Origin of the sequence: Enterococcus avium ATCC 14025, from assembly GCF_000406965.1 — a bacterium.
Lineage (GTDB): Bacteria > Bacillota > Bacilli > Lactobacillales > Enterococcaceae > Enterococcus_A > Enterococcus_A avium.
The window spans coordinates 88,834-100,000 of sequence record NZ_KE136358.1; the positions used below are offsets into that span (position 1 = coordinate 88,834).

Consider the following 11,167-nt stretch of genomic DNA (forward strand, 5'->3'; position numbering starts at 1 on the left):
CTTTATTCTTCTTCTGGTAATTCCATAACGCCGCCAGTGTGCGCTGAAGTTACCATTGCTGAGTAACGAGCTAACCAGCCTTTTTTGACTTTTGGTTGGAATTTTGGTAATTTTTCTTTTCGTTTAGCCAACTCTTCCTCCGATACAGCCACATTTAGTGTGCGGGCAGTCAAATCAATCGTGATTTCATCACCATCTTGAACTAAAGCGATTGGTCCGCCTGCTGCAGCTTCTGGTGAAATATGTCCTACAGCGATTCCACGCGTTGCTCCAGAGAAGCGTCCATCAGTGATTAGTGCAACATCTTTCCCTAAGCCGCGTCCAACAATACTTGATGTCGGTGCCAACATTTCCGGCATTCCTGGTCCACCCTTCGGTCCTTCGTAACGAATAACCACGACATGTCCCTTAGTAACGGTATGATTATCGATTGCTTCAACCGCTTCGTCGTGAGAAGCAAAACAAATCGCTTTTCCTTTAAATACTTTGATACTTGGATCAACGCCGCCAACCTTGATCACACTGCCTGCTGGCGCGATATTCCCATAGAGGATTGAAAGACCTCCGACTGGACTATAAGGAGCTGTTTTCGGATGAATCACTTCTTCATTCATGATCTTGGCAGAAGCAACATTCTCTCGTAAAGTTTTGCCAGTGACTGTGATCCGATCTGAATGAATCGCACCGTCAATCGAAACTAATTCATTAATGATTGCTGGTACACCGCCTGCTTCATGAACATCGTGCATCGAATAGCTGGAAGAAGGAGCGATTTTAGATAAGTAAGGAACTCTTTTCGCAATCACATTAATATCTGATTGATCGTAATCGATTTCCGCTTCATTTGCGATGGCCAATGTGTGAAGGACTGTATTGGTTGAACCACCCATCGCCATGTCTAAGGCAAAGGCATCATCAATTGCTTCCTTGGTTACGATATCCCGTGGTTTGATTTGCTTTTTGACCAAATTCATCAAATGCTTCGCTGATTCTCGAACCAATTCACGACGCTCGTCAGAAACGGCTAGAACAGTTCCATTTCCGGGTAAAGCCAAACCTAACATCTCCAATAAACAGTTCATAGAATTTGCGGTAAACATGCCTGCACAAGAACCACAGGTCGGACAAGCATTTTGTTCCATGAACAAGAAATCTTTTTCCGTCATCTGTCCTTCTTTATATGCTCCCACAGCTTCAAACATTGAAGATAGTGTCGTTTGATGGCCTCTCGGATCAATTCCAGCTTTCATGGGACCGCCGGAACAGAAAATCGATGGTACGTTTGTTCGCATCGCGGCCATGATCATCCCTGGTGTAATCTTGTCACAGTTAGGAATGTAGAACACACCATCGAACCAATGAGCATTGATCACTGTTTCTGCTGCATCTGCAATCAGCTCACGACTTGGTAAAGAGTAGCGCATACCGATATGTCCCATTGCAATTCCGTCGTCTACACCAATCGTGTTAAATTCAAAAGGAATTCCTCCTGCTTCACGAATGGCCTCTTTAGCTACATCAGCTAGTTCTCGCAGGTGAACGTGCCCCGGTACAATATCGATATAAGAATTACAAATAGCTATAAATGGTTTATCCATATCATGGATATTTTTTACTTGGCCAGTCGCATATAATAAACTTCTGGCGGGTGCTGCATCAATTCCTTTTTTAATCTGATCACTTCTCATAGTCACATCTCCCTGCTTTTAGCCAACCCATTTTTCCAACTCAAGAAAAATGAGCTTATTTTCATGCGCATATCTTTGTACTAAGTTCTTTGCTTGATAAATTGTTATCCATCATTAGTTTTACTTTTACGCTAAATATCCTGTGAAAAGTACAACTGACAAAAAGAGCATCCCATCAATAAATGGGATGCTCTTGCAAGAATCCCATTTCTAACGCAAATAGGACTCAAACTAACGGTTGATACTACTTCCGCGTTCTAAGTCCTGGACTCAATAATTAATAAGACGATGCCATCAAAATTATTGTATTTACTCTTGCGCATAAAAATCGGCCCCTCGTTTTTCTAATAGTTTCTTAATCATTTTTTTATACTATACATTTCATAAGATTAAAAGTCAATGAATTTTCAGAATATTTTCTAACTTAGTAATTTTTTGGTTCCTCACATATCTTTCTAAAATCTATAAAAAACAAGCTCAACGATGATCGTTGAGCTTATCCGGCGAATTGACTATTATAAAGATTTGCATAGAAATCGCCTTTTTTCATTAAACTGCTGTGATTTCCCTGCTCGATAATCGAGCCGTCTTTCATCACTAAAATTAAATCGGCATTCTTAATCGTAGATAAACGATGGGCGATAACAAAGCTGGTTCGTTCAGTGGTTAATTGATCCATCGCCTGCTGAATCATCCCTTCTGTTCGTGTATCTACACTTGAAGTTGCCTCATCTAAGATCAGCAATTGCGGATCTGCCAAAATTGCCCGAGCAATTGTTAAAAGCTGTTGTTGTCCTTGTGAAATCTGAGTTCCATCGGAAGAAATGATCGTGTCATAACCATTAGGCAATGTGCGAATAAAGTGGTGACATTGAGCATCTTTTGCTGCCTGAACGATTTCTTGTCTTGTAGCATCCGGTTTCCCGTAAGCGATATTATCTGCCACTGTTCCTTCAAATAGCCATGTATCTTGCAAAACCATTCCGAATTTTTGACGAATCTCCGCACGTGAGAAATGACTGATATTCTTGCCGTCTACTTCGATTTGACCATTGGTTAGTTCGTAGAAGCGCATTAACAGATTAATCATCGTCGTTTTCCCAGCGCCTGTTGGGCCAACGATTGCGACCATTTGCTTCGGCTTCACCTTAAAATTGACATCTTCCATCAACAGCTTGTCAGGCGAATAACCAAATGCCACGTGTTTGAAGGCTACTTCACCACGCACATTTTCTGGAACCGAAAGATTCAATACTTCCTCAACCTCTTCCTCCTGATCCAAAATCTCAAAAATCCGCTCTAATGCTGCAAAAGCACTCTGCAGGCTGTTGATTACATACGAGACCTGTGTGATTGGCTCAGAAACTTGATTCACGTATTGAAGATATGCTTGAACTAAACCAATGGATAGCTGACCATTGATTACCATGATCCCTCCCACGACGGCACTAGTAACGAATCCTAACTGATTAATCAATCGAATCAACGGATTAATCGCGAAACTTACGAACTGAGCCTTTTTAAAAGCTTGAAACTGTGCTTCATTCAATTTATCCAACTCATCCGCTGTTGCTTGCTGACGATTGTAGGCCTTGATCAGTAAATTTCCTGAATAATTCTCTTCGGCCTTGGTCCCTACAGCGCCCAAAGCCGCTTGATTTTCGGAAAAATACTCTTGATTTTTGTGAGCTAAACGGTTTGTAAGAAATAGACTCACTAATAAGATGATGACAATACCCAATGTCAATAACGGACTTAAATAGATCATCACTCCCAGTCCAATTACAATCGATAAAATTGCCGAAATCATTTGCATCAAACCAACCTGTAAAACTTCTGATACCTTATCCAAATCAAGTGTCGCCCTCGTTAAGATATCACCAGTCTTATATTGATCAAAGAACTTCATAGGCAAATGATTCAGCTTTTCTGTTAGCTTTGTTCTTAAACGCAAGGTCAATGTCTCCGCGACGCTGGCCATCGTATACTCCTGTAATAAGGAGAACAGTGAAACGCCGCACCAAGCTATGAAGAGCCAGACTACGGGCTGTATCAGAGCAGCAAATAGATTTTCCATAGTTACTTGCTGTGTACGAATTAACGTGATAATCGCGTCTAATCCCCAGCCTAATATCAGTGGTGTAATAGCCATTAATGCAGCAAAACAGATGGCCGAAGCAATAATGACCGCAAAGCGCGTTTTCTGCTCAATTAATAATTTAAACAGACGAATTCCGGTCTTTTTAAATTCCTTCGGTGTTTCTGTCTCTACCTTTTTTTCATCAACTTGCTTGATGCTCATGTTTTTTCCCCTCCATTCCTTGAGACTTGGCAAATTCTTGGTAAACATGACAGGTACGAAGCAATTCTTCGTGGGTGCCTTTACCAACAATCTTTCCTTCCTCCAAAACGATAATCTGATCGGCATCTTTGATCGTCGATAGACGCTGAGCCACAATCACGATCGCAGCTTCAGCTAGATAACTTTTCAATGCCTTTCGCAGTTTGGCATCCGTTTGATAATCCAGTGCTGAAAAACTATCATCGAAGAAATACAAATCAGCTGGTTTAATTAAGGCTCTTGCGATACTCAACCGCTGCTTCTGACCTCCTGAAAAGTTGTTGCCTTTTTGTGCGACAAACGCATCGAATTGTCCATCTAAATCAGCAATAAAATCTTCGGCCTGCGCCACTTTAGCCGCCTGTTTCATTTCTTCTTCCGTCGCATATGGATTTCCAAAAAGAAAATTGTCCTTAACCGTACCGCTGAATAGAAAAGCCTTTTGCGGAACATAACTGATTCGTGCTCTCAACGATTCTTGGGTGACATTTTTGATGGTTTCCCCATGAAAACGAATTTCTCCCTTCGTCGTATCTCTCAACCGAAGCAGCGCCTTAGCAATCGTACTCTTACCCGATCCAGTACCGCCGACAATAGCGGTCACACCTTTAGGGATATCAAAGGTGATATTGGACAAGACGGCTTCCTCTGCTCCACTGTATGCAAAGTCGACATGATCAAAAATAGCAATCGGCTGATTTTCTCTTAACTCAAAAGCTGCTTTTGACCCATCAATGATTTCTTCTTGTGTATCTAATACCTCGCCAATCCGCTCTAACGAAGCCAATGCTTTTGGAATCATCACAATTACCATCGCCGCCATCGTCAAGAACCAGAGACTTAAAATTGTGTATTCGCTGATAGCTGTTAAGCTCCCAATTGGCACACTTCCTTGAAGCACCATGACGCCGCCAAAAGCCAGAACAGCTGTCATCCCTACTCCCATTACTAAATTGACTGTAGGATTCAAGACAGCAAACAGCTTATTGACCCGAATCATGACTTCTGCATAATTACTGAAGGTTTTATCCGTGCGTTTCTTTTCAAAATTATTCTTGTTAAATGCGCGAATTACTCGAACACCTGTGTAGAATTCTCTTAAAATCTGCATCATTTTATCCATTCGCTGCTGCATCACATCCGCTAAAGGAATAGCCTTTTTGATAACAGCTAGCGAAACAAGTGAAAATAGCACAATCGAGACAATCGGAATCCAGACAAAGCGCCAGGAAATTGCTCCTGTCAACACAATCGAAGCAAGACAAATCAACGGTGCAGGGATGATCATTTGAAAGACCATCATCATGATTTGTTGGATATTTGTTATATCACTCGTCGTTCGAGCCAGTAATGTCGGCGTTCCAAACTCATCCATATCCGCCATTGATAAGCGTAGTGTCTTATCTACTAAACGTTTTCGCAAAAAGTAACCAAAACGACCGGCCAAAATTGCCGAATAATAGCTGGCAATAATCGAGACAATCCCTGTTAAGACCGCAATTCCTAGCATAAATGCACCATTTCGCCAAATCGCTCCTTGATCTTGAGTTAAGATGCCTTCATCAATAATTTCAGCGACATAGTAAGGAATCATCAGTGTTCCGACCGCTTGCACAATCATTAAGATGAAGGTGCCTAAGAACATCCTTTGATATTCTTTGAAAAAGATTTTGAATAGTTTCATCTTTTTTCCCTCCTTCTCCTATGGTAGAATAAACTGTGACGTAACGTTACAGTCAAGCGAAAATGAGGATTAGTTATGAAAAAATTTTTAACGATCAGCGAGATGGCAAAATATGCAGGCATTAGCCGCCGGACTTTGATTTATTACGATCAAATCGACCTTTTCAAGCCAGCCAAGGTCGGTGAAAACGGCTATCGCTACTATGGGATTGATCAATATTTTGAATTAGACGTTATTCTCTTATTAAAAAATCTAGACGTTTCTTTGGAGGATATACATGTCTTCTTAAAAAATCGGAATGTGGATTACGTTCTTGATGGATTTATGCGACAGAAACAGAAGATTGATGAACAAATCCAAAAATTAGGTGGGATTCGCAGCGCACTAGATAGCTACATTGAACGCTATATTACATTAAAAAACTTTGATTTAGAATCCATCACTTATTCTTATCGCGAAGCGGAATCTTTCGTCATTTCTGATATCATCGAAAGCTACGACGATATTGACGCTGCCCAGATTTACGGACGTTTTTATTCCTCTGTTGACAGCAGTGATTTATTCAGTGGCTATCCGATTGGCTTTTTAGTAGATGGTTCCGCCTTTTACGAGAAAAATTTTCATGCTGCTCCCTATCGAGCTCTCGTAAAAATACCTGAAGAGCGCTTGCACATCTATAATCGGCAACGTGTTGTTAAACGACCAGCTGGAGATTATGTTTCTGGGTTTATGAAGGACGAGATTCACCATATTAATACTTTTAATAATCGCTTCAGAAATTACCTGAAGGAGAATAACTTGGAGTTAAACGGTGATATCTGGGAATTGCTATGGCAGGATGAAACGACCTCGGAACATCCCGAAGATCAAGTTTTTGAAGTTTTAATTCCGGTGAAACCTAAAGAGTAAGACTAAATAGCCTTGACACTCGATATTTAAGAATGATAGGATGAAAAAGAATTTAAGGAAGGGAGAGAGCAAGATGAGTAAGACTATCAAAATAAACCAAATACAATCGATTGATCTGTTTGATGCGTTTTATCCGAACAGAGAGTCTTCATCCATAGACTCTCTGTATTCGTAAATAAAGCCTATTTGTGAAACTGTCAATCCGATGATTGGCAGTTTTTTTGCATGTTCTGCTTTTTGCAGTTTGTAAAGTATGAGTGTTTAATCGTCGCTTTTCAACAAATATTGAGGACAAAATATCTAGCAGAATGATATGCGCACAAAAGTGAACTTCCCTGCCGTTGAGTTATCGACGACCTACAAACATGAATAATCAACAACATTGATGGAGGTGTTTCCTATGAGTGGAAAAAGAAGAAAATCAGAGAATAATACAAATTAACTGAGGGATCGATTGATTCCTCAAAGAGAGGATTCAATATGTTAACAATTAAAGGAAAATACAATACAGCAACAGTCTATACCGACATTTTAACTGACAGTACAGTCGGTCAAATCATGACTCTATGCAATCAAAAATTCGCACAAGATGCCAAAATTCGAATCATGCCAGATACTCACAGCGGCTCAAGCAGCGTTATCGGGACGACGATGACAATAAAGGATCAGGTCGTTCCCAACCTTGTCGGCGTAGACATCGGCTGCGGACTAAATGTAACTAAATTTAGAAAAGGTGTCAAACTGAATTTCGATAAATTAGATAGAATAATTCGTAATCGGATTCCCAGTGGACACCATTCTCACAGCAAGCCTTTATATAGTTTTCCCTTAGAAAACATTCAGGCGCCGATTCATCGCGGATGGGCCCTACAAAGCTTAGGAACATTAGGCGGTGGCAATCATTTCATCGAGGTCAATGAAGGCAGTGATGGATTTTATTTGGTTATTCGCAGTGGCAGCCGCGTTTTAGGCAAAGAGATCGCCGAATACCATCAGGAAATCGCCTATCAAAAGCTGACACAAATGCGGCAAGATTTAAAACTGCAAGCAAAAGCAGCGAATGAACCTGATGAAAAAGCGGATTTGATTCAGCAACGGGAAGAAATAAAAATTCCCTATGATTTATCTTATGTGTCAGATCAAGATTTGGAGAATTACCTGTCAGATATGCAGATTGCACAGCAATACGCGGTATTTAATCGTCAAAGCATGGCGCAGACGATTTTAAAAGCAATGAAATGGGAAAAGCAGGTTATTGAAAGCTTTGACAGTCCCCATAATTATATTGATTTGAAGCATATGATTTTACGTAAAGGGGCGGATTCTGCTAGAAAAAACGAGAAAATGATTGTTCCTTTAAATATGAAGGACGGTTCTATTATTGGTGTCGGAAAAGGCAATGACGAATGGAATCAATCCGGGCCCCATGGAGCTGGTCGCACAATGAGCCGCTCTCAAGCTAGAGCATCAATCAGGCTGGAAAACTACCAGCGTATGATGCGGCATGTTTGGACGACCTCTGTTTCTAAAAAAACGCTAAACGAAGCACCTAAAGCGTATAAATCAAAGAAACAGATACTGACTGATCTGCACGAAACAATGGAAGTAAAAGAAATCATCCGACCATTGTATAATTTTAAAGGTTAATTAATCGTCGGTTAAGTCCGTGGAAAAAAATTTACAAAATAAAAATTGATTAGCGTTTTCAAATTCAAAGTTGCTAAACTTTAGGTGAACGCGGAGGTAATCGGAAATACCGGATAAGCGAAATTTTTTTAAGATGATTTATCATCACGAAAAAGGATTCGCTTATCCTTTTTTGTTTGGCATTGTCATCTAAGAGGTTTTCATATGCCAAAAACTCGACACGTCACTCCCAACATCCGCAAAGAATTCGCCCGCTTTGCTATACCTGCCGTTATCGGTATGGTCGTCTCGTCCCTGTACAATATCGTTAATGGTATTTTCGTTGGACAAGGCGTTGGCGAAATGGGATTAGGCACCATCAATATCGTCTATCCCTTTATCATGCTGGAAATAGCTATCACAATGACGACTTGCCGTTTACTCGGGACCAATGACTGGCTCCTGACTTATGCCAAAGAATACATTTGGTGGATCGCTTTATTCGGGATCATCTATATGCCAGGATTGGGATTAAGTATTTTCGTTCGGAACAATAATGCGCCTTTGACTAGTTGATCACTACTCATTAATAGTTAAGCCTAAGAAAGCATTTTTGTCACATTATAATCTAGTTTATCCGTTTGTATTATTAAGAAGACCCGGAGAATAAGCCTTCGTGAATGTCGAACGTCTCAAGTCAATGACATTGTTGATTTATTTTTTTGCAGTACTGAGTTTTGCTAATCGTTTGCCAATTGTTCTATTGCTTCATGGGTTTTCGACACTTCAATACCCGCTTCAGCTAATTTTTGATTCCATGAATCAATTACTTTTTCGGCATTCTTAACAAACGTACTATGAGCATCTTCTAATAGAAACGTTTCAAAACCTCTCGATTGACTCTCTAGACAAGCGGCCTGCACACAGCCATTTGTAACAAATCCACATATGTATATCGTTTGTATATTCAGCCTTTTTAATAATTCTATAAAATTCTCCTCCGCAAAAATATTGCTTCTTTTCTTATTAAAGTAAATCGGGGTTTCTGGGCATCTAATGGTAGAAACGAGCTCCCATGAACCTGTTTCAGCAACTAATGAAGTTTTATTCGTGTGTCGGGTAAAAAGGATTGGTTGTTGAATAGTATCAAATTTATCGATAAGTAAATTGATATTTGAAATTATTTGGTTTTTCTTATGAATCCCTCTATCAAGTACCCCGGTTTGACCATCCAAAACTAGCAGCATTTTCTTCAACATTTGACCCTCCAGAAATGAACTCTTTCTTGAAATAATACTTCTATTTTAAACCATCACATTGTTGGAGAGTCAAGTTGTGAATCAAAAAAAAACTCAACAGATTTCTGCTGAGTCTTCATTAGGGCGAATGATGGGAATCGAACCCACGAGTGTCGGAGCCACAATCCGATGCGTTAACCACTTCGCCACATCCGCCATTACCCTATTCAATTTCAAATAAAAAACTAAGATGAAATAACCATCTTAGCTCTTTATACCGGCGGCCGGGGTCGAACCGGCACGCCCGTGAGGGCACTGGATTTTGAGTCCAGCGCGTCTGCCAATTCCGCCACGCCGGCATGTCAATAACTATTCTAGTACTAAGGCGGTAACCGGATTTGAACCGGTGATGAAGGTTTTGCAGACCTCTGCCTTACCACTTGGCTATACCGCCATTATACTATTGTTTTCTTCTTAGAACAAGCATTTTTCAAGAGAGTTTCCTGAAACTTTTCTAAGAAAACTGGGGTAGCTGGATTCGAACCAACGCATGAGGGAGTCAAAGTCCCTTGCCTTACCGCTTGGCTATACCCCAATAATTACAAGGGCGAACGATGGGAATCGAACCCACGAGTGCCGGAGCCACAATCCGGTGCGTTAACCACTTCGCCACGATCGCCATATTAATAATGAAAACAGGGGCAGCAGGAATTGAACCCACACTAACGGTTTTGGAGACCGCTGTTCTACCTTTAAACTATGCCCCTGAAACAAATGGAGGAGAGTGGATTCGAACCACTGAACCCTAAGGAACGGATTTACAGTCCGTCGCGTTTAGCCACTTCGCTACTCCTCCATGGTGGCGCGGGACAGAATCGAACTGCCGACACACGGAGCTTCAATCCGTTGCTCTACCAACTGAGCTACCGCGCCATATATAATAGTTTAAAGTTTTCAATTAAATGGCGGTCCCGACGGGATTTGAACCCGCGATCTCCTGCGTGACAGGCAGGCATGTTAACCCCTACACCACGGAACCGAATGGAGGTTAACGGGATCGAACCGCTGACCCTCTGCTTGTAAGGCAGATGCTCTCCCAGCTGAGCTAAACCTCCATATCTTTAATTAAATGACCCGTACGGGACTCGAACCCGTGTTACCGCCGTGAAAGGGCGGTGTCTTAACCGCTTGACCAACGGGCCAATAAAAAACATTGCTACGGAGAGTAAGGGATTCGAACCCTTGAGACAGGAATACCCGCCTACATGATTTCCAATCATGCTCCTTCGGCCACTCGGACAACTCTCCAAGATAGGAGCACAAAGGCCCAATACTCTATAATTATTCTCTTTCGAGAAACTCCGGCAGTAGGACTCGAACCTACGACATCATGATTAACAGTCATGCGCTACTACCAACTGAGCTATGCCGGAATAAACCGCGTGGCGACGTCCTAATCTCACAAGGGGCAACCCCTCACTACAATCGGCGCTAAGAAGCTTAACTTCTGTGTTCGACATGGGAACAGGTGTATCCTTCTCGCTATCGCCACCACACTAGTATTTAATTGAGTAAACGTCGTTCACTCAAAACTGGATCAGAAACATTCTATCAACCGTGAATCAATTTTTGGTTAAGTCCTCGATCGATTAGTATCAGTCCGCTCCGTACATCACTGCAC

Annotated in this window: 7 protein-coding genes, 13 tRNA genes and 2 rRNA genes (1 of these 22 cut by a window edge); 3 read left to right on the plus strand and 19 right to left on the minus strand. The window is 41.3% G+C overall.

Features of this window, described 5'->3' with window-relative positions; genetic code table 11:
• Positions 1-2: 2 nt before the first annotated feature.
• The 3 genes from ilvD to OMU_RS06670 all read right to left on the minus strand — a co-directional run bounded on the left by ilvD (position 3) and on the right by OMU_RS06670 (position 5,713).
• The gene (gene ilvD / locus OMU_RS06660; RefSeq protein WP_016179204.1) at positions 3-1,688 is read right to left on the minus strand and encodes a dihydroxy-acid dehydratase; all 1,686 of its coding nucleotides are present in this window, start codon (positions 1,686-1,688) and stop codon (positions 3-5) included.
• Positions 1,689-2,184: 496 nt separating this feature from the next.
• Positions 2,185-3,990, minus strand: a complete 1,806-nt coding sequence (locus tag OMU_RS06665; RefSeq protein WP_016179205.1) for an ABC transporter ATP-binding protein — start codon at positions 3,988-3,990, stop codon at positions 2,185-2,187.
• On the minus strand, positions 3,971-5,713 hold the full coding sequence (locus OMU_RS06670) for an ABC transporter ATP-binding protein (RefSeq protein ID WP_016179206.1): 1,743 nt from the start codon (positions 5,711-5,713) through the stop codon (positions 3,971-3,973). The genes OMU_RS06665 and OMU_RS06670 overlap by 20 nt, the downstream gene beginning before the upstream one ends.
• A gap of 75 nt (positions 5,714-5,788) precedes the next feature.
• Here OMU_RS06670 and OMU_RS06675 point away from each other — a divergent pair, with 75 nt between their 5' ends.
• The 3 genes from OMU_RS06675 (at position 5,789) to OMU_RS06685 (ending at position 8,824) form a co-directional block, all read left to right on the plus strand.
• Positions 5,789-6,622 carry a MerR family DNA-binding transcriptional regulator gene (locus tag OMU_RS06675; RefSeq protein WP_016179207.1) on the plus strand — a complete coding sequence of 278 codons (834 nt, stop codon included), beginning with the start codon at positions 5,789-5,791 and terminating at the stop codon, positions 6,620-6,622.
• A gap of 480 nt (positions 6,623-7,102) precedes the next feature.
• Positions 7,103-8,269: an RtcB family protein gene (locus OMU_RS06680; RefSeq protein ID WP_016179208.1), complete on the plus strand. Its 1,167-nt coding sequence runs from the start codon at positions 7,103-7,105 to the stop codon at positions 8,267-8,269.
• Between the two features lie 204 nt (positions 8,270-8,473).
• Positions 8,474-8,824 (plus strand): MATE family efflux transporter, encoded by a 351-nt coding sequence (locus tag OMU_RS06685; RefSeq protein WP_016179209.1) that lies wholly within the window; start codon positions 8,474-8,476, stop codon positions 8,822-8,824.
• A gap of 164 nt (positions 8,825-8,988) precedes the next feature.
• Here the strand turns inward: OMU_RS06685 and OMU_RS06690 are convergent, their stop codons facing one another.
• From OMU_RS06690 to OMU_RS06765, 16 genes are all read right to left on the minus strand, one after another.
• Positions 8,989-9,507, minus strand: coding sequence for a cysteine hydrolase family protein (locus OMU_RS06690; RefSeq protein WP_016179210.1), 519 nt, complete (start codon positions 9,505-9,507; stop codon positions 8,989-8,991).
• A 122-nt stretch (positions 9,508-9,629) separates the two neighbouring features.
• Positions 9,630-9,702, minus strand: a tRNA-His gene (locus OMU_RS06695).
• A gap of 59 nt (positions 9,703-9,761) precedes the next feature.
• Positions 9,762-9,845 (minus strand) — tRNA-Leu (locus OMU_RS06700).
• 24 nt (positions 9,846-9,869) lie between these two features.
• Positions 9,870-9,940 (minus strand) — tRNA-Cys (locus tag OMU_RS06705).
• Between the two features lie 69 nt (positions 9,941-10,009).
• Positions 10,010-10,081 (minus strand) — tRNA-Gln (locus tag OMU_RS06710).
• 11 nt (positions 10,082-10,092) lie between these two features.
• Positions 10,093-10,165 (minus strand) — tRNA-His (locus OMU_RS06715).
• A gap of 17 nt (positions 10,166-10,182) precedes the next feature.
• Positions 10,183-10,253: transfer RNA gene (locus OMU_RS06720), tRNA-Trp, on the minus strand.
• 8 nt (positions 10,254-10,261) lie between these two features.
• Positions 10,262-10,342 (minus strand) — tRNA-Tyr (locus tag OMU_RS06725).
• Between the two features lies 1 nt (position 10,343).
• Positions 10,344-10,419, minus strand: a tRNA-Phe gene (locus tag OMU_RS06730).
• Positions 10,420-10,449: 30 nt separating this feature from the next.
• Positions 10,450-10,525 (minus strand) — tRNA-Asp (locus OMU_RS06735).
• 3 nt (positions 10,526-10,528) lie between these two features.
• Positions 10,529-10,601, minus strand: a tRNA-Val gene (locus tag OMU_RS06740).
• Between the two features lie 15 nt (positions 10,602-10,616).
• Positions 10,617-10,688 (minus strand) — tRNA-Glu (locus OMU_RS06745).
• A gap of 17 nt (positions 10,689-10,705) precedes the next feature.
• Positions 10,706-10,794, minus strand: a tRNA-Ser gene (locus tag OMU_RS06750).
• A 51-nt stretch (positions 10,795-10,845) separates the two neighbouring features.
• Positions 10,846-10,919 (minus strand) — tRNA-Asn (locus tag OMU_RS06755).
• A gap of 7 nt (positions 10,920-10,926) precedes the next feature.
• A 5S ribosomal RNA gene (gene rrf, locus OMU_RS06760) occupies positions 10,927-11,042 on the minus strand.
• 73 nt (positions 11,043-11,115) lie between these two features.
• Positions 11,116-11,167 (minus strand): 23S ribosomal RNA (locus OMU_RS06765); it runs 2,860 nt beyond the window's last position.

What these genes read in the sequence shown, in the direction of transcription:
- OMU_RS06680 (WP_016179208.1), top strand. Translation starts at nt 7,103, where the DNA reads ATGTTAACAATTAAAGGAAAATACAATACAGCAACAGTCTATACCGAC.
- OMU_RS06675 (WP_016179207.1), top strand. Translation starts at nt 5,789, where the DNA reads ATGAAAAAATTTTTAACGATCAGCGAGATGGCAAAATATGCAGGCATT.
- OMU_RS06685 (WP_016179209.1), top strand. Translation starts at nt 8,474, where the DNA reads ATGCCAAAAACTCGACACGTCACTCCCAACATCCGCAAAGAATTCGCC.
- OMU_RS06670 (WP_016179206.1), bottom strand. Translation starts at nt 5,713, where the DNA reads ATGAAACTATTCAAAATCTTTTTCAAAGAATATCAAAGGATGTTCTTA.
- OMU_RS06690 (WP_016179210.1), bottom strand. Translation starts at nt 9,507, where the DNA reads ATGTTGAAGAAAATGCTGCTAGTTTTGGATGGTCAAACCGGGGTACTT.
- OMU_RS06665 (WP_016179205.1), bottom strand. Translation starts at nt 3,990, where the DNA reads ATGAGCATCAAGCAAGTTGATGAAAAAAAGGTAGAGACAGAAACACCG.
- ilvD (WP_016179204.1), bottom strand. Translation starts at nt 1,688, where the DNA reads ATGAGAAGTGATCAGATTAAAAAAGGAATTGATGCAGCACCCGCCAGA.